Annotated in this window: 17 protein-coding genes and 1 pseudogene; 12 read left to right on the top strand and 6 right to left on the bottom strand. The window is 55.6% G+C overall.

All coding sequences use genetic code 11. The features are described 5' to 3' along the window. Window positions 1-441 precede the first annotated feature (441 nt). Window positions 442-1,959, top strand: a complete 1,518-nt coding sequence (locus HZS80_RS13105) for an NCS1 family nucleobase:cation symporter-1 (RefSeq protein ID WP_035561110.1) — start codon at window positions 442-444, stop codon at window positions 1,957-1,959. Window positions 1,960-1,998: 39 nt separating this feature from the next. Here HZS80_RS13105 and HZS80_RS13100 read toward each other — a convergent pair whose 3' ends face one another. Continuing rightward, a complete protein-coding gene (locus HZS80_RS13100) occupies window positions 1,999-2,901 on the bottom strand; it encodes a LysR family transcriptional regulator (protein ID WP_035561112.1) in 903 nt (300 codons plus the stop codon). 203 nt (window positions 2,902-3,104) lie between these two features. Between HZS80_RS13100 and HZS80_RS23545 the strand changes: the two genes are divergently transcribed. Together HZS80_RS23545 and HZS80_RS23540 are read left to right on the top strand one after the other, a co-directional pair. Next, entirely contained in the window at window positions 3,105-3,392 is a 288-nt protein-coding gene (locus HZS80_RS23545; RefSeq protein ID WP_035561116.1) for a hypothetical protein, read from the top strand. Window positions 3,393-3,715: 323 nt separating this feature from the next. Next, window positions 3,716-4,081 (top strand): annotated as a pseudogene (locus HZS80_RS23540) (EAL domain-containing protein); the annotation flags it as partial. On the opposite strand, the gene HZS80_RS13090 reads toward HZS80_RS23540, so the two are convergent. The 5 genes from HZS80_RS13090 to HZS80_RS13070 are packed head-to-tail and all read right to left on the bottom strand — an operon-like array spanning window position 4,078 to window position 8,886. Further along, window positions 4,078-5,100 (bottom strand): CobW family GTP-binding protein, encoded by a 1,023-nt coding sequence (locus tag HZS80_RS13090; protein WP_035561120.1) that lies wholly within the window; start codon window positions 5,098-5,100, stop codon window positions 4,078-4,080. The pseudogene HZS80_RS23540 and the gene HZS80_RS13090 sit on opposite strands and share 4 nt — an antisense overlap. 3 nt (window positions 5,101-5,103) lie before the next feature. Beyond that, on the bottom strand, window positions 5,104-6,144 hold the full coding sequence (gene moaA, locus HZS80_RS13085; RefSeq protein ID WP_045812066.1) for a GTP 3',8-cyclase MoaA: 1,041 nt from the start codon (window positions 6,142-6,144) through the stop codon (window positions 5,104-5,106). Beyond that, window positions 6,141-7,412, bottom strand: a complete 1,272-nt coding sequence (gene moeA / locus HZS80_RS13080; RefSeq protein WP_179916325.1) for a molybdopterin molybdotransferase MoeA — start codon at window positions 7,410-7,412, stop codon at window positions 6,141-6,143. The genes moaA and moeA overlap by 4 nt, the downstream gene beginning before the upstream one ends. Further along, window positions 7,409-8,020, bottom strand: coding sequence for a molybdenum cofactor guanylyltransferase MobA (gene mobA, locus HZS80_RS13075; protein ID WP_008959347.1), 612 nt, complete (start codon window positions 8,018-8,020; stop codon window positions 7,409-7,411). The genes moeA and mobA overlap by 4 nt, the downstream gene beginning before the upstream one ends. Next, window positions 8,017-8,886 carry a formate dehydrogenase accessory sulfurtransferase FdhD gene (locus HZS80_RS13070; protein ID WP_035561129.1) on the bottom strand — a complete coding sequence of 290 codons (870 nt, stop codon included), beginning with the start codon at window positions 8,884-8,886 and terminating at the stop codon, window positions 8,017-8,019. Before HZS80_RS13070 ends, mobA begins: the two co-directional genes overlap by 4 nt. A gap of 177 nt (window positions 8,887-9,063) precedes the next feature. Here HZS80_RS13070 and HZS80_RS13065 point away from each other — a divergent pair, with 177 nt between their 5' ends. The 9 genes from HZS80_RS13065 (at window position 9,064) to HZS80_RS13025 (ending at window position 18,078) form a co-directional block, all read left to right on the top strand. Beyond that, window positions 9,064-9,501, top strand: a complete 438-nt coding sequence (locus HZS80_RS13065; RefSeq protein ID WP_035561132.1) for a DUF3305 domain-containing protein — start codon at window positions 9,064-9,066, stop codon at window positions 9,499-9,501. Further along, window positions 9,501-10,127 carry a DUF3306 domain-containing protein gene (locus HZS80_RS13060; protein WP_035561135.1) on the top strand — a complete coding sequence of 209 codons (627 nt, stop codon included), beginning with the start codon at window positions 9,501-9,503 and terminating at the stop codon, window positions 10,125-10,127. Before HZS80_RS13065 ends, HZS80_RS13060 begins: the two co-directional genes overlap by 1 nt. Window positions 10,128-10,325: 198 nt before the next feature. After that, window positions 10,326-12,059 carry a 4Fe-4S dicluster domain-containing protein gene (locus HZS80_RS13055; RefSeq protein ID WP_179916324.1) on the top strand — a complete coding sequence of 578 codons (1,734 nt, stop codon included), beginning with the start codon at window positions 10,326-10,328 and terminating at the stop codon, window positions 12,057-12,059. Between the two features lie 4 nt (window positions 12,060-12,063). After that, window positions 12,064-12,678, top strand: a complete 615-nt coding sequence (locus tag HZS80_RS13050) for a TorD/DmsD family molecular chaperone (protein ID WP_035561143.1) — start codon at window positions 12,064-12,066, stop codon at window positions 12,676-12,678. 82 nt (window positions 12,679-12,760) lie between these two features. Beyond that, window positions 12,761-12,961, top strand: a complete 201-nt coding sequence (locus HZS80_RS13045) for a twin-arginine translocation signal domain-containing protein (RefSeq protein WP_052703719.1) — start codon at window positions 12,761-12,763, stop codon at window positions 12,959-12,961. A 24-nt stretch (window positions 12,962-12,985) separates the two neighbouring features. Beyond that, the gene (locus HZS80_RS13040) at window positions 12,986-15,838 is read left to right on the top strand and encodes a molybdopterin-dependent oxidoreductase (RefSeq protein WP_179916323.1); all 2,853 of its coding nucleotides are present in this window, start codon (window positions 12,986-12,988) and stop codon (window positions 15,836-15,838) included. Between the two features lie 77 nt (window positions 15,839-15,915). Next, window positions 15,916-16,530, top strand: a complete 615-nt coding sequence (gene fdh3B, locus HZS80_RS13035; RefSeq protein WP_179916322.1) for a formate dehydrogenase FDH3 subunit beta — start codon at window positions 15,916-15,918, stop codon at window positions 16,528-16,530. Between the two features lie 11 nt (window positions 16,531-16,541). Continuing rightward, window positions 16,542-17,642: a formate dehydrogenase subunit gamma gene (locus tag HZS80_RS13030; protein ID WP_035561149.1), complete on the top strand. Its 1,101-nt coding sequence runs from the start codon at window positions 16,542-16,544 to the stop codon at window positions 17,640-17,642. 103 nt (window positions 17,643-17,745) lie between these two features. Continuing rightward, window positions 17,746-18,078 (top strand): DUF1244 domain-containing protein, encoded by a 333-nt coding sequence (locus HZS80_RS13025; protein WP_007112728.1) that lies wholly within the window; start codon window positions 17,746-17,748, stop codon window positions 18,076-18,078. The last annotated feature ends 4 nt before the right edge of the window (window positions 18,079-18,082 follow it).

Here is an 18,082-nt window from a genome sequence, read left to right as displayed (position 1 = left end):
GTTTTATCAAGTTTGTACCTTATGTTTTTTAATTTTCATTTAACCTGTTGAGTTTGTTTGTTTTTATTATTTTTAAAAAGTTTATTCACTCTTTTGGTGAGCCAGTGCACTGTTTTGGGTTTTTTAACTAATTATTGTAAATCATGTACTTAATAGTAATATTGGCGGTCATTTGAAAATTATTACGTTTAAAGTTGGTGCAAATATTTTTTTTGACCTAGTTTTGTTGAATCGATTTTTGTTTTGGGAGTATGATCGATAAAGTTAACCAGCTAACAATAATATTGTTGTCCAGTAAGGCAGCTTTTTAATCAATGAGTTAATGCCTCTACTTTTATAAGTAGGCACGTTTATTGCTTTTGATTCTGTTTAGAAGCTCCACTGACCGTGAAGGTCCTTAAGAGAGCGTGACTGGGTAACGCATTGCAGAGGATAGATAAAATGACGGGAACAACCTCTCAGATGGTGGATAGAGACGGGCTGATTGAACTTGATGTAGGCAACGATGTACGCAGCAGTTCACGCTTTAACAAAGATATTGCTCCCACCCAAGCCAGTGAACGCACTTGGAGTAAGTGGAATATCGCAGCGCTATGGGTGGGTATGTCGATTTGTGTGCCTACCTATACGCTAGGCGGCGTATTGACCGCTTATTTTGGTCTAAGCGTTGGAGAGGCGCTGTTTGCCATTCTATTGGCGAATATCATTGTGCTGATTCCGCTGACCTTAAACGCTTTTCCTGGCACTAAATTTGGCATTCCTTTTCCTGTCGTTTTACGTTCATCCTTCGGTATCTTAGGGTCCAATGTGCCTTGCCTGGTGAGGGCATTGGTGGGCTGCGGCTGGTTCGGTATTCAGACTATGTTTGGCGGGTTGGCGATTCATTTACTGTTGTCTGAGTTGATTCCCGCCTGGGCGGCGCTTGGCGGTGTGGGGGAGGTGATTGGCTTTTTTGTGTTCGGGGCAATGAATCTCTACGTAGTGATTCGTGGGGCCGAATCGATTAAGTGGTTGGAAACGTTAGCCGCGCCGTTACTGTTGGCGGTGGGCGTCGGGTTGATGATGTGGGCGTGGCCGAACATGTCAATGACCGAGCTGTTGGCACAACCGCCGTCGCGTCCTGAAGGAGCGCCGGTGTATGGCTACTTCTTTGCTGGCTTAACCGCCATGGTGGGCTTTTGGGCCACGTTGTCACTTAATATCCCTGACTTCAGCCGCTTTGCTAAAAGCCAGAAAGACCAGATTGCTGGCCAGATCATCGGGCTGCCGTTGACGATGTTCTTCTTTGCCGCGCTCGGCGTTGTATTGACCGCGGCGTCTGAGACGCTGGTGGGGCAAACCGTTGCTGACCCGGTGCGGTTGATTGGCTATATCGACAGTCCCTTCTGGGTAGTCATGGCGATGCTGTTGATCATTATCGCCACCATTTCGACCAATACGGCGTCGAATATTGTTTCGCCTACCAACGACTTTCAGAATATTGCGCCCAAATTGATCAATCAGACCCGCGGTGTGCTGATGACCGGTGCGGTGGGCGTGCTGCTGATGGGCTACGATCTTTTACAAAAAGCGGGGGTCATTCCTCCAGGCGTGTCACTTGAACAGATGTATTCGAACTGGCTGCTCGGGTACTCAAGCCTGCTTGGCCCTATCGCAGGCATTATGGCGGTCGATTATTTTCTGATTAAAAAGCAGCGCCTCGATATACCGAGCCTGTATATGGATAACCATGCCTACCCTGCGGTGAACATGGCTGGTTTTATCGCCTTTGGCGTGCCGGTACTACTCACCTTAATTTCATTGGTGACAGGGACGATGAACTGGTTCTACGACTACGGCTGGTTTACCGGCTCGGCGCTGGGGGCCATTGTTTATTTTGTTGCAAGCCAGGTGTTGGCGTCATCGCCTCAGGCGGGGCCCGAGCCCATCATGGCCAGCGAAGCAACCGAGCAGCGTTAAGCCGTTTAAACCCGGCTTTATCGTGCCGGGTTTTTTACCTTAGCTGCTTTTAATTAAATTCAAAAACGCATCCACCACTCGGTTGGGGCGGCGGTCGTGGCGAGTGATCAGCACAAAGGGAATGCGATAGTGTTGTGTAGCACTCAGCAGAGAGCGCATTTTGCCTGCCGCGACCCACTGTTCGGCCACGTGCTCTGGAAGAAAGCCGATAAAACGCCCGGTCAGAATTAAAAATGCTGCGCCTTCCCGATCAGAGGCCGAAGCGCGAAGCGAGAGAGCATCATGGGCTTGGCGTGCCTCGAACGGTAGCGGATAGCGAGGCGAAATAGCGAAGTGTTGGGCGATATCCTCAGTACTAAGCGTATCGTCATGCTGATGAAACAGTGGATGACCCGCTGCGCAGTAAAGGTAAGAAGGCTCGTCGTAAAGGTGTCGGTTTTCTAAACTGGTCGGTAGGTTGACTGCGGGTACTACACCGACATGCAAGTGGCCGTCCATCACGCCTCGAATGACGGCATCCGAAGGCTCCATATGGATATGCAGCATTACTTCATTTTCCGGCGCGCTAAGTTCAGCCAGCGCGTTGGTGACATGCATGGCGGGTAGTGTCACCAAGTTATCGGTAATACCGATATTCAGCTCACCTTTAATCGTTTGATGCAGGGCATTTACATCACTTTTGAAGGTTTCCAGCGCCGTTAGTAGCGTTAGTCCCGCTTGATAAATCTCTTTACCTTCCTCCGTTAAGCTAAACCCTCCGCGCCCCCGCTGGCAGAGTGAAAAGCCCAGCCTTCCCTCCAAATCATTCATGTGTTGGCTAATCGCTGAGCGGCTGATACCGAGCGTCGTTTCTGCAGCCGTAAAGCCGCCGCATTCAACCACTGTCTTAAAAATACGGACTAGACGTATCTCGTAATCACTCATTTGGCCCAGCGATGCCATGACAAATCCTTGGTATGTAGACAATCAACGGTTAAGGTCACGCTTTTTAACGTATTACCTGCGATAAAAACTGATATACATCATAAAAGCACCGCGGCACTATCGAGGTAAACCACGTGTGAGCGCGTGAGGTGTATCGTTTCTAGTTATTTTTACACTGTATCAGGTGCCCTCAGGGGATGCCTGGATAAGGCCTCTGCGCGATGTCCGTCACTGCCACTGATGTATATGATGATGTTCTTAAAGCACCAAACACTTACCGCCAACAGCGGCGCAGCGTATTTACGCTCTATGTGCTGTCAATTTTGGTCATGGTGGCACTGTTTGATTGGTTACTTAATAAACAGTATCAGCAGGAAATTAAAGCTGCTGAATCCCGCATTACCGCGCGGGCCAATGTAGTGACCGAGTGGGCAAAAGGGATTTTTGCACTAAAGTGGACAAGCTCTTTTTGGGCTAACCGAAATATTGGCGTTACAAGAGATATCTGATAACGACAATACTCAGTTATTACAACGCTTGCTGGGAAACCTCGCCTCATACCTACCTATGGTTGATTAGATAGGGCTATTTGATTCGACAGGACGCTTGCTAGCCAGCAGTAGAGCCGGTCAGGCTGCCGATATAAATATCAGCGAGACGTGTTTTTTAAAGTCTTTCAGCATAGCCAGCAGCTGGAGTTGGTGACGCCGCTTTACTGGTCAAAAAGTTGGCCCATGTGAAATTAGAGGTGGATCTGCGTCAGGCGCAGTCAAGTCAACAGTGGCAGCTCTATTACCAGCCCCAGGTGGATCACCACGGCAAGATCACTGGCGTGGAAGCGCGAGATGACGCTCGGGATAAAATGCTTGCCCTTAAAGCGCGCGGCGTACGTTTCTCTCTGGATGATTTCGGCACCGGCTACTCTTCCCTGGCTTATTTAGCGCAACCGCCGCTGGATCAGCTAAAAATCGACCAATCCTTTGTGCAGCAGGTGCTCGAAAGCCAAGCCAACGCGGCGATTGTCGAGAGTACCATTGCCCTGGCTGAGAGCCTCAATCTAGAGGTTATTGCGGAAGGGGTAGAGATCAAAGCGCAGCAGGCGTGGCTACTGGCGCACGACTGCCACGCGTATCAAGGTTATCTGTTTGGGCGTCCGGTCACCGTAGAGGCCATTGAAAAATTGGTTACGGGCGATTAATCCAGCGTCAGCAAGCGGAGCCGGCCCTCTATATTGTTATCGGGAGCGGGGGTCGTATCGGGAAGGATAACTTCCAGCCGGGAGTCTTGCCGCCACGCGCTGCTTTCAACGCTGAGCGTACCTCCGGCGCGGTTAAGGCGTTTCCAGCCGCTGTTGGTATGAAACACGCCTTTAATGCGCGCCTCGCTGGGTAGCTCTCCCAAACAGGCGGCCAAGTTATCCAGATCGAAGCGCTCGCTTGGGTGCCAACGTAACCCCGTGCTGGTGTAGCCCAGCGAGGTGCCGGTCTCACGTTGGGGCTGGCCAGGCGGGGGCGGAAAATCAAAAAACGACCCGGCTATGCTGGGCGCTGCCGCCAGCTGTTGATGGCTGGTGGGCACACTGATATCGCTTGCTTCGGCGCTTCCGCTTTGAGTCAACAGCGCTATCGGTAGTTCGCCTTGCGGGGCTTCCTGCACCCATTTACGCGGCGGCCAGCGCTGCGCCACAAAGGTGTGGGCGGCGCTGAGCTGTTCGGGCGTGCTCTGGTCGAGCATGGTGAGCGCTACGGCGTCGGCCATATCGAGCTGGTCGCGGAAGGTGTCGTGCTGGCGTGCACGAGGATCGTCCAGGCGACGTGGGTCGAGGGTGGCAATAATATCGCGTACCTCGACCACCTCAAGAAAGGCTTCGCCACGCAGTAGATCCAGCAGGCCTGCCGGGTGGCCAAGGCCTGAGGGCTCGATGATGACGCGATCAGGCTTGCTGCGCGCGAGTAAATTCACCAGCGCCGCCTGCAGTACAAAGGCGAGCTGGCAGCACAGGCAGCCGCCGGGCAGGCCTTTCACCACCACATCGTCACGCGCGTCAAACATGGCCTGATCGATGCCGATTTGACCAAACTCGTTGACCAGAATGGCCCAGGTTTCATCCACAGGCTTTTGCTCGATTAGGCTGTGGATAAGCGTGGTTTTGCCGCTGCCGAGAAAGCCGGTAATGATATGCACCGGCACTTTTGCCAACCTTTCTGACGCTGCCAATGCCTACCCCCCTGTCATATTCATAAAGCGTACTACCTGAACATCGCCATCGGTGGTGAAGTGGTGGCGCTCAGGCTTTAGCGGCAGGGCATTGATAATCGCCTCTTTCAGTGCCTGCATATTGCCGGGGTGGCGGCGCAGCACGGCACGCAGATCCACCGAGTGTTCGTTGCCTAAACAAAGCAGCAGGCGGCCTTCCACGGTCACGCGCACCCGGTTACAGGTATCGCAAAAGTTGTGGCTATGCGGTGAGATGAACCCCACCCGACTGTCGCTATCGGCCATCCGGAAGTAGCGCGAGGGCCCTGGGGTGGTTTCGGTCGTGGGGATCAGCGGGTAGCGTGATTCAATCAGCGTCTGAACGTCATCGCTGGAGTAGAAGGTTTCCGCCCGCGAATGATCGGAAACATCGCCCAGCGGCATCTCTTCGATAAAGCTAATATCGAGGCCTTCCCGGCGGGCAAAAGTGACCAGATCGATGACTTCGTCGTCATTACGCCCCTTCAAGATCACCGCGTTAAGCTTGATACGCTTAAAGCCTGCTTCCTGAGCGGCATGAATACCGTCGATGACTTTGGCTAAATCACCGGTGCGGGTGAGTTGCTTGAAGCGTTCGGCATCCAGCGAATCCAGGCTGATATTTAGCCGTCGTAAACCGCCGGCGTAAAGCTGCTTGGCGTGTTTGCGTAAGCTCGCACCATTGGTGGTCATGGTGAAATCGTTAAGGCCTGGCATCGCGCCGATTTCGTCGACCAACTGGGTGATATCACGGCGCACCAGCGGCTCACCACCGGTCAGGCGAATTTTTTCCACGCCGAGTTCGGTAAAGGCGCGGGCGACCATTGCCAGCTCTTCCAGCGTGAGTACCTGGGCGCGGGGCAGGAACGTCATCTCCTCGCTCATGCAGTACACGCAGCGAAAGTCGCAGCGATCGGTGACCGAGATACGCACATAGCTAATGCGCCGACCAAAGTCGTCGATCAGTTGCTGGTCAGTGTCTGGCTGGGCAGATCGCTGTGGATTAGCGTGTCGTTGCTCGGTCATAGCCATCCCGTAAGTGGTTGTATGCTGACTACCTCGCCCGGTTGCGCGACTGCCTGGTCATCGGCAAGCTCAATCAAACAGTTAGCAGCCACCATTGAGGTCAAAATGCCCGAACCCTGGGCGCCGGTACTGCGCACGAGTAACCGTCCTTCGCTATCAGTATGGTAAACGCCGCGAATAAAGTCAGTACGCTTCAAGCGGCTTTTTAAGAGACTTTCGGTAACGGCATAAAGACGGTGTGGTGGTGCCAATGGCTGCCCATTAAGCCGATCTAGCAGCGGCGAAACAAACTGTAGGAAGGTTACCATGACCGCTACCGGATTGCCGGGCAAGCCAACAAACGGCGTGCGCTTCTCACCCAGCCAGCCGCAGGCCATGGGGCGGCCAGGTCGCAGCGCTACGCGCCAGAAGGCTAAACGGCCCAACTGTTCCAGGGCGTCGCGGGTAAAGTCAGCCTGGCCAACGGAAACGCCGCCGCTGGTGATCACCAAATCGCTCTGCTCTGCAGCGTCTTCAAGGGCCGTTTTAATAGCGTTTAAATCGTCTGGCAGAATGCCCAGGTCAATGACGTCGGCGCCGTGTTCGGCAAGCAAGCCCATCAGGGTGAAGCGATTGGCATCATAAATGCCTGCCTGGGGCAGCGGCTCACCAGGCGCCGTGACTTCATTGCCGGTGGAAAAAATCGCTACCTTTGGGCGCTGACTCACGCTGATCTCGGCATAACCCAGTGACGCCAAAAGCCCCAGCGAGGCGGCATCGAGCCTTGCTCCCGCTGGTAGCGCCGTGTCGCCAGTGGCAATATCTTCACCGGTCTGGCGGACATGCTGGCCGTGTTTGAGAAGCTCGGGCGACTCAATGATCACATGCGCAGGCTTATCATCTAACGGTTCGCGCAGCTGTTCACTCATTACCACGGTATCGGTGCCAGGCGGCAAGGGCGCGCCGGTGGTGATGCGCACGCAGTGACCGGCAGGTACTAATTCGCTGCGATACTGCCCGGCCAATACCTCACCGGCCAGCGGCCAAAGGGTTTGCTTGGCCCCAACACCTTCTTTAGCCAAGGCGAGCGCTACGCCATCCATGGCAGCATTGGTATTTTGCGGCACATTAATGGGGGCCTGAATGGCTGTGGCCAACCGGCGGCCGTGAGCCTGCGCCAGCGGAATCTGTTCGCTGTCCAGCGGGCGTTCAATCAAGGTGGCGAGTGCTTGGCGCGCTTCATCCACGCTAAGCATCTGCTCACCAAGGTCAAAGCACGAAAGCGTCATGTCGACACCTTCCCTGAGGCAGCTGCCAGCAGACTTTCCAAACGCAGCTTCTCTTCTTCGGTATTAAGATTGGCAAACGCATCGGGACAGTCCGACATATCGACCTTGCACCACGCATGGCGGGCGTACCAGCGGTCAATCTTGCGTTCGCCTTCGGCAAGCGTGGCGGCCAAATCATCCGCTAGCGACGTGCGCAGTAGAGCAACAACCGGGTGCAGCCGTTCGCCGTCAAAGGCCACGGCGATATCATGATCGCCAATCCCTGCCACCATGCGCGCGACTAGATCGTCAGGCAGGGCGGGGGAGTCGCAGGGGGCGACTAGTAACCAAGGCGTTTTTGCCGCGCGTAGGCCGCTGTAAATACCCATCAGTGGGCCTTTAAAGCCGCCTTCTTCATCGGCAATCACGCGATCGGCGAAGAAGCGGTAGGCGTCAGCATTGCGGTTGGCGTTAATCAGCAGCTCGGCTACTTGGCCTTCAAGGCGTTTTACGACATGGCCGACTAATGGCAGGCCCGCGAACGGCTCAAGCCCTTTATCCCGGCCACCCATTCTGCGCCCTTCGCCGCCCGCGAGAATCATGCCGGTGAGTTCGTGAGTGGGAATCATGAGCTTGCCTCTTTAGATGAACGGGACTGGGATGGTCGACTAGGTATCGCATCCAGCGCCAAGCGATTCTGAGTATTAATCGCCTGAAAGTGGCGGCCCTTGGCGCGGGCAATCAGCAGCACGCCGAAGCGTTCAGCCAGCTCCACGCCTTTTTGGGTAACGCCGGAGCGCGAGACCAATACGCTAATGCCCATTTGCGCCACTTTGAGTACCATTTCGGACGTCAGCCGCCCAGTGGTATAGAAAATATCGGCATCGGCACTGTCGGCTTGTTGCAACCATTGGCGACCGGCCAGGGTATCCACCGCGTTGTGCCGCCCCACGTCTTCAACAAAATCGAGCACCTCGGTTTGGCGGCAAAGCGCACAGCCGTGAACGGCGCCCGCGCTGCGGTAGGTCTCATTATAGGCGTTGAGATTTTGCAGCAGTTGGTAGAGCGTGGACTGTGCTAACTGCGTATCGGGAAGCGCCGTCAGAGCGGTTTGGTCGAGCAGTTTACCAAAGACCGTGCCCTGGCCGCAGCCGGTTGTCACCGTGCGGGTGCTTAAGCGCGCCTCTAAATCCTCGGGCAAGTGGCGTGTAATGACGACCGCGGCTTCTACTTCCCAATCGACCTGCACGGCGGCTAAATCAGCCGCGGCACGCAGTAGCCCCTGGTTGCGTAGATAGCCCACCACCAGCGCTTCAGGGTCATCTCCCAGCGTCATCAGCGTGACGATTTCACGTTTGTTGAGATACACGGTGAGTGCCCGTTCAGCGGCGATGGCCTGCTGACGCGCATCGCCATATTCATCAACGATGCTGATCTCGGTGGTGGCCGGTAAGCGGGCTCGGCTTATCTGAAGGGCAGGCTGAAGGGCGGGCATGGTAATCCTCGCGAAATAGTTCTCGCAAAACGACAGGGTTGACGATGATGGCGCTGGGGATGCTTACTTGTCTACCCATTCAAGCGCTATGCTTATCTGTGCGTTTTTCTAACGACGATTTTTTCGAGTGTCATTTCTTCACGTGCCATCCATGTAAGGTTCAGGGTATTCAACATTATGAACGATAACTTACGCCCAATCAGTATTACCTTGGTGGCTGAGGCCAAGCAGGTGAAGCGTTTTACGTTGACCCAGTGGCGCATTGCTGAGCTAACGCTGGGCGATCAGGGTGATAATGTCCTTAACCTGCAGCTGTCGATGACCGAGCGTGCTGCCTATCGTTTCAATCTAACTTCGACTACTCCGCGACTGTTTGTGCGAGCAGGCTTTACCGGGCAAACACCCAAGCCGGATGCGATTACCGCTAGCCAGGACGTTGCGGCTGGTTGGATGGATGGCGAGCAGCAGGTGCTCGAAGCACCGATGCCCATGGCCATTCAGGTCTGGCTTGAGAGTTATCTGGCACGCCATGGGGAAGCGCCAATGGAAATGCGCAAGAAAAAACGCAAAGGGGCTGGGCGCGCCAAAGACACGCCCTCCAAGGAGCAGCCGTAATGAGTCGCCTGGAACGCTGGTCGCGACTAAAGCGCCATGTGCAAAAAGAAGAGGACGCGTCGGCGTCCTCTTCACCAGATACTACGCCCGTTGATGAGGCATCTGCTGACCAGGAGGCAGTGCTTCATAATGAGGCCGAGCAACCTAACGCTGAGAATGACCAACCCCTGGCAACACCAGCTGAGGAGCCAGAACCCGGCAGTCTCGACCACACCTTGCCAGACCCTGACACGCTGGAAGCAGGCAGCGATTTCAGTGCGTATATGGCGCCGGGCGTTAGCGGCCCTTTACGCCGACAAGCATTAAAACGCCTATGGGCCACCGGTAACTACAACGTGCGCGATGGCTTGGACGACTACGACGCCGACTACAATAAGCTGTTGAAACCGATGGCGGCAGATCTCGCCGGTAAACTGCGCCGCTGGACGCATAAAGTGGAAGAGGCGCTTGATAAACCAGTGGATGAAAGCAGCACCGAGTCCCCGGCTGAAGTGACAGCCAGTGAGCCATCGACAGCCGCAGACGAAGAGCACGCCGCACCTTGCACGCCCAGTAACAACGTTGTAAAAGAGACTTCACTAGACGACCAGTCTGATTATTTATCTGACACTCATACCAAACTATGAAATTATTCCTTAGTTTATAGAAATCAATAAGTTGAGAATTGATTTAGTTGCTAGCGTTGGCAGCGTTGACGGTAATAAGGTTGGCAAATATTAGCATTGCACATAGGCTGAACTTAGCTTCAACGCATTGTTATGCCACAATGGTTAAATATATAACTCAAAAATATAATAAGAATGATTCCCTGACCGTGAGAGCGCATGAACCAACGAATCCAACTGGCGTCGATAGACGACCAGCGCAATGCCGAGGCTCGGGAAACGGTACGCCGACGTATCTCGTGGCCAGCTAACCTAACGCCTGCCAATGTGACCTATCACAGCCGTGGTCATGCGCTGTTAATAGGTACCGAAGCCGACGTTTATCCTGCCGCTCGCGCTCTACAGGGGCGCGGCTTGGCATCGCTGACGCTACTTGTCACTGAGTCTGACGCGAACAGCCCAGGAAACGACACTGTCGATCCTCTCGGGTCTAGCGAACCGCTGGTCACCCAGACGCTGACCCAGGGGCAACTCAGCCAACTGCGTATCAATGGCTATCTGGGCGCCTTTAACGTTAACGTTCAACTTGACGATGAAGATGCGCCGCTGGATATTGCTCGCGCACTGATTGAGCGCGACGGCTTTGACTTAATCCTCGACCTTGCTCCAACTTCTCATACCCTGCGCTGGGAGCTGCCGCCTCCTGGCTATGTAGTACTGCAGTGGCAGGACGTTGAGCAGCGCAGCGATATTCTCGACGATTTTGTGGGGCTAGTGGGCGAATTCGATAAGCCGCGCTATTTCCAAGTCAACAGTGATCTGTGTGCGCACTCCACCAGCGGTAACATTGGCTGTACCCGCTGTTTGGATGTTTGCCCGGCGGATGCCATCTCCAGCATTCAGGGGCGGATTGAGTCCCATATTGAGATTGATCCCTTCCTCTGCCAAGGCGTAGGCAGCTGCACCAGCGCTTGCCCTACGGGCGCTATCGAATTTCGTCTACCGGAAACGCGCCGCCAGCAAGACACCCTATCCGCTTGGCTGGCAGCCTACCGTGAAGCTGGTGGTCAGGTGCCGGTGCTGCGTTTTATTACCCATGACTCACAAGATGCCGAGCGCGCTGCGGGTGTAGTGCCCGCAGGTCATATCATCGACGCACCGTTAGAAGAGCTGGGAGCCGCAGGCCACGACCAGTGGCTAACCGCCTTGGCTGCCGGTGCCGCTGAAGTGCGTATCCAGCTGCACCCTGATATGCCTGCCCGCTTGAGTACCTTTTTGACTGACCAAGTCGCCCAGGTACATGCCTTGTTGGACGCGCTGGGTCATGATTGCGCTCGTGTGACATTGATTGAGGTAGCCGACCACGCCGCTCGCGACGCGCTTCCGGCGCTTACTCCACTGACTGAGGCGCCGCTTAGTCTACCTGAGCCCGAAAAGCGGGCACGCTTGAACCGCGTGCTGGCACGGTTAGCAGAGTTGGGTAGCCCCAGCGACGAGCGGGTTGCTATGCCGGTGGGCGCTGCCTACGGCGCCATTCAGGTGGATCGCGATGCCTGTACGCTGTGCCACGCTTGCGTCAGCAACTGCCCAACCCCCGCGCTCAAGTCAGGTGGTAAAACCCCCGCGCTGAGTTTCCTTGAGGCGGATTGTGTGCAGTGCGGCTTGTGTGAACAAGCCTGCCCCGAAGATGCGATTACCCTGATGCCCGGCTTCTTGGCCTCGGAGGCTCGCGAAACGCGCCATATTTGTCACGAAGAAGCAGCCTTTGAATGCATCAACTGCGGCAAGCCGTTTGCTACTGTCAGCACGGTAGCTACTATTAAAGAGAAGCTGGCCAACCACCCCTACTTTGCTGGCGAAGCGATGATTCGTCTGGAAATGTGTGAAGACTGCCGCGTTAAGGATGTCTGGAAAACCATGATTCGCGATCCCGACGCGCAACTGAAGGTATAAGCCGATGACGGATGCACTGCCCACGCTTAAAGAAGCGGATGCGCTACGCGCCGATATTTACCGGCTATTGGCCACATTATTACGCCAGACTCCAGATGCCGAGTTGCTAGATTGGTTGGCTGAACTGGACATCGAACAAGACGGCAGCCGTTTGGCCGAGTGTTGGCATGCGCTGGCAGCCACCGCCAAGAAGACCGACATCGAGGGACTGCAGCGTGCTCACTTCCGCCTCCTGGTCGGTGTGATTCAGGGTGAGGTGGTGCCGTATGCTTCTTGGTACCGCAATGGCGAATTAATGGAAGCGGCGCTGGTGGCGCTGCGTCAAGATTTGAAGGTGCTCGGCTTTGTGCGTAGTGAACATACCCGTGACCCAGAAGATCACTTGGCGGCACTATGCGAAGTGATGGCAATGCTGATTGACTCAGCTAGTCACGAGCAGGCCTATTTCTTTAGCCAACATTTAGCCCCTTGGGCGGCCAGCTGTTTTGCCGACCTGGGGCAGGTAGACACCGCTTTCTATGCAGCGCTGGGGCAGTTGGGTGGCGCTTTTATGGAGAGTGAGGAGGCTCGCTTGAGTGTTGATGCGGGTCATACGCTGGTGCGTATTGTTGAGCCTTAACGAAGGCTCCATAAAAAAATCAGTAAAATCAAAAAAACAGCATAAAAAGACCCGCTATAAAGGCATGCAAGAGGAGAAACCCATGCACCCGTCACACAATCCTGAGCGCCGCCGTTTTATGAAGACCGTTGGGTTGGGAACCGCCGCTGCTGGCGCCGCAGCGGCAGTCGGTCATGTCACTCTGGCACAGGCTGACACTGCCCCGGTGAAAAACGAAAAACCAACGGTTAACTACCGTGAGACTGATCACGTCCGTGCTTATTACGCCTCGCTGCGTGACTGACGGCGGAATGCCAGGAGATTTGCCATGCGCTTAACTCGCAAAACAGACACCCCCAAGGCCTCCGGGCTGGGTATTTCCCGTCGCCAGTTCCTCAAACGCAGCGGTGCTGCCACCGGCGGTGTGGCCGCCGTTGGCTTTATGGGTGCGCCCATGATGCAGCGCTCAGAAGCAGCCGACAAAACACCCGTGCTGGACTCGCCGGTGGAGACCAAACGCACCATCTGCTCCCACTGTTCAGTGGGTTGTGGCGTTTACGCCGAAGTTCAAGAGGGCATTTGGACCAAGCAAGAACCCGCTTTTGATCACCCCATCAACCGTGGTGCACACTGCGCGAAAGGCGCCTCGTTGCGCCAGCACGGTCACTCCACGCGGCGCCTCAAGTACCCGATGAAGCTCGTGGCCGGTGAGTGGGAGCGCATGAGCTGGGAAGACGCCGTAAACGAAATTGGCGACAAGCTGCTCGAGCTGCGCGAAGAGCATGGCCCGGACAGCGTTTACTGGCTTGGCTCGGCGAAGTTCAACAACGAGCAGGCGTACTTGATGCGCAAGCTCGCTTCGCTGTGGGGCACTAACAACACTGACCACCAGGCGCGTATCTGCCACTCCACCACCGTGGCAGGCGTGGCGAATACTTGGGGTTACGGGGCGATGACCAACTCGCTCAATGACATGCATAACAGTAAGTCGATGCTGTTTATCGGTTCTAATCCTAGTGAAGCCCACCCGGTGGCGATGCAGCATTTCTTGATCGCCAAAGAGCGCAATAATTGCGACATCATCGTGGTCGACCCGCGCTTTACCCGTACTGCCGCCAAAGCCAATAAATACGTGCGTCTGCGTCCTGGCTCTGATGTGGCGTATATCTGGGGCCTGCTGTGGCACATTTTCGAGAACGGCTGGGAAGATAACGAGTACATCAACCAGCGCGTTTACGGGATGGATGAAGTGCGCGCCGAAGTCGCCAACTTTCCGCCCAGTGTCGTCGAAGAAGTCACCGGCGTTCCCGAAGCCGAAATGTACGATGTCGCCAAACGCCTCTCCGACAACCGGCCGGGCTGTGTGGTCTGGTGTATGGGCGGCACCCAGCACACTACCGGCAACAACAATACCCGCGCTTACTGCATTCTTGAGCTAGCGCTGGGGAATATCGGCGTGGCGGGCGGCGGCGCTAACATCCTGCGCGGCCACGATAACGTACAGGGCGCGACCGACCTTGGCCTTGGCTGTGATTCCTTGCCGGGTTACTACGGCTTGGCGGAAGGTGCCTGGCAGCACTGGGCGCAGGTGTGGGATCTCGACTATGAGTGGCTTAAAGGCCGCTATGACGATACCGAATACGCCGATGGTAAGCCCATGTACAGCCCCGGTATTACCGTGTCGCGTTGGGTCGATGGCGTACTTGAGGATGATGAAAACATCTCCCAGCGCACCGCCCTGAAAGCAATGTTCTACTGGGGGCACGCGGTTAACTCCCAGACCCGCGGCGTGGAAATGCAAAAAGCGATGCAGAAACTGGAGATGATGGTCATCGTTGACCCTTATCCCACCGTTGCCGCCGTAATGCACGACCGCAGCGACGGCGTGTATCTGCTGCCAGCGGCCACCCAGTTCGAAACTACCGGCAGTGTCACCGCCACCAACCGCTCGATTCAGTGGCGTGACCGCGTGATTGAACCACTGTTTGAATCCAAGCCTGACCACGAAATCATGTACCTGTTCGCCCGTAAGCTGGGCTTCGGTAATGAGCTGGTCAAGAACTATCAAATGAACGGCGACGAGCCGTTAATCGACGATATTCTGCGTGAAATCAACCGCGGCATGTGGACGGTAGGCTATACCGGGCAAAGCCCCGAACGCCTCAAAGAGCACCAGAAAAACTGGCACACCTTCAGCTTCGAGAACTTGCGCGCAGAGGGTGGCCCGGCGGATGGGGATTACTACGGCTTGCCGTGGCCATGTTGGGGTACCCCAGAGTTTGGACACCCAGGTTCGCCCAATCTTTACGACACCAGTATTCCGGTGATGGCGGGTGGCATGGGCTTCCGTGCCCGCTTTGGTATTGAGCGTGATGGCATCAACCTTCTAGCGGAAGGTTCCGCGCCGGTGGGTGGTGATATCGACGACGGCTATCCGGAGTTCAACGACCAGCTGCTCAAAGATCTAGGCTGGTGGGACGACCTGACTGCCGAAGAGAAGCAGGCGGCGGAAGGCAAAAACTGGAAAACCGACCTCTCTGGCGGTATCCAGCGTGTCACCATTGAGCATGGCTGTGCGCCCTACGGCAACGCCAAGGCACGCGCCGTGGTCTGGACTTTCCCCGACCAGGTGCCGAAGCACCGCGAGCCGCTCTACACCACGCGTCGTGATTTGGTTGAACGCTTCCCGACTTGGGACGACTTCGACTCGATCATGCGCCTGCCGACCATGTACAAAACCATTCAGGATCGCGACAACACCGGCGAGTACCCGATGATTCTCACCTCCGGGCGTCTGGTTGAGTACGAAGGGGGTGGGGAAGAGACGCGCTCCATGTCGTGGCTTGCCGAGCTGCAGCAGGAGATGTTTGTCGAAATTAACCCGGCGGACGCCAACGACCTCAGCATCAAAGATGGTGACGATGTTTGGGTAGAAGGGGCAGAAGGGGGCCGTGTGAAGGTCAAAGCCCTGGTCACTCCTCGCGTCGATCGTAACGTAGCGTTTATGCCGTTTCACTTTGGCGGCATGTTCCAGGGCGAGAGCCTGCGTGACCGTTACCCGGATGGGTCGGACCCGTACATCATTGGTGAGGCGGCCAATACCGCCACCACCTACGGCTACGACCCGGTGACACTGATGCAAGAGACCAAGTGCACCATTTGCCGCATTGAGCGCGCCTGAATCTAGAAAAAAAGACGCGACCGACCTGACAGCACGACGGTGCGGGAGCCATCCCGCACCGGCATGAGGAGAACACCATGGCTCAAATGAAATTTATGTGTGACGCCGAACGCTGCATTGAGTGCAACGGCTGCGTCACCGCGTGTAAAAATGCCAACGATGTCGAGTGGGGCATTCAGCGCCGCCGAGTGGTCACGCTTAACGACGGTGAAGCGGATGAAATGTCCATCTCCGTTGCTTGCATGCACTGTGACGACGCCCCCTGCATGGCGGTGTGCCCCACCGACTGCTTCTATAAAACCGATGACGGCATCGTCCTGCACGACAAAGACCTCTGCATCGGCTGTGGCTACTGCCTCTACGCCTGCCCGTTTGGCGCCCCGCAGTTTCCCCAGCAGGATGCCTTTGGTGAGCGCGGCAAGATGGACAAATGCACCTTCTGCGCGGGCGGCCCGGCCGAAAGCAAAGAAGAGGAGTACGAGAAGTACGGCTCCAACCGTATTGCCGAAGGTAAGCTGCCGCTATGTGCGGAAATGTGCTCTACCAAAGCGCTGCTTGCCGGTGATGCCCAAAACGTGGCTGATATCTTCCGCCAGCGCGTTGTCCATCGCGGCCATAAAGATGGCGGCTGGTCCAACAACCCCCAGGCCAGTGCCGACAACCTAGCCTATGATGCTGCCCATAAAGGGTAAGGAGGCGTGTCATGAACCTGTTGACTGCACAGGCACCCGGTGGGGTGCCGCGCTCAGGTAAAGGGCTCGCCCTGGGCATTTGGCGTTTTATGTTGGTAGCGCTTGCTTTGGTGCTAAGCCTCGGCTTCACGCAACTGGCCGTTGCTCAAGCGGATCCTGACCGCGAAATGACCACTGCCGCCCCCGGCATTACCGCCGACCAGTGGCGTCAGGTACGCAGTGGAGAGACCGGGCCTAACTACCGTGACTCGCGTTATGAAAGTGACTACAGCTTGATCAATGCAAGCGGTGAAACCTGGCGGCAGATTCGTAACCGCTGGGTATCGCCGTTTGGTTTGATCGCGGTATTTGGCATGGCGGCGCTGATCGCGCTGTTCTACTTCATTGTCGGGCGTAAGGAGCTTGAGGCGCCGCGCACGGGTCGTCTGCTATTGCGTTGGACGCTGATGAAGCGCGCGCTGCACTGGACGGTAGCAACGTTGTTTATCGTTCTGGCGTTGACTGGGATGACGCTGCTATTTGGCAAGTTTGTATTCCGCCCACTGTTTGGCGATGGTGTTTGGGCCTGGATGATTGCGGCCACGAAAGTGCTGCATAACTACTTGGGGCCGATCTTTGGCATTCTGCTGGTGATCCTGCTGGTCAGCTTGATCAAAGACAACATCCCCAAAAAGCACGACTGGGTATGGTTTAAGAAAGGCGGCGGCATGATTGGCAAAAAGCATGTGGATGCAGGCTTTGCCAACGGTGGGGAGAAGGCGTGGTATTGGCTTTTAGCGACGGTGGGTATCTTAGTGATTGCCAGTGGCTTTGTGCTCGACTTCCCCAACTTCAATCAGGGGCGCGACACCATGCAGTGGGCTAACATTATCCACGCAGTCGGTGCGCTAGGACTCACCGCCATCTCCTTAGGCCATATCTATATCGGCACGCTGGGTACCGAAGGCGCGCTAGAGGGTATGACCACGGGCTATGTAGATGAAACCTGGGCTAAAGAGCATCACAACCTGTGGTACGAAGAGGTCAAGGATCAAACGCTATCGGAAGAAGAGGTGGCGGCTCGAAAGTCATCTGGCGGTAGTAGTGAACCGTCGGCGCCTCGAACCAGCTGATAAACGTTTATTGAGACTTTCGACACCGCCTTCCGGCGGTGTCTTTTGTTATGCTTCACCTTAAGTTACTAAATAACCCAAGACATGTATGAGAGGAACGGTTATGTCAGCGTTTGATCAGTTAGACCCAACCACGCGCACCGAGCTTGAAGCCGCCGCGTTTCGGCGCTTGCTTCAGCATCTGGACGATAACAAAGATGTCCAGAATATCGACCTGATGATTCTGGCGGACTTTTGCCGCAATTGCTTATCGAAATGGCTGGTTAGCGCCGCTGAAGCGCGGGATGAAAGCCTCAACTACGACGAGGCCCGAGAGTATGTATACGGCATGCCTTACAGCGAGTGGAAGGAGCTTTACCAACCGGAAGCCACGCCAGAGCAAATGGCGGCTTGGGAAGCACACCACGCCAAAAAGAAAGCAGCCAAACAAGGGTGACGTC

Source organism: Vreelandella glaciei, assembly GCF_013415125.1.
GTDB lineage: Bacteria > Pseudomonadota > Gammaproteobacteria > Pseudomonadales > Halomonadaceae > Vreelandella > Vreelandella glaciei.
Note: the sequence above shows the minus strand (reverse complement) of the source record. Positions and strands in the feature narration are given on the sequence as shown.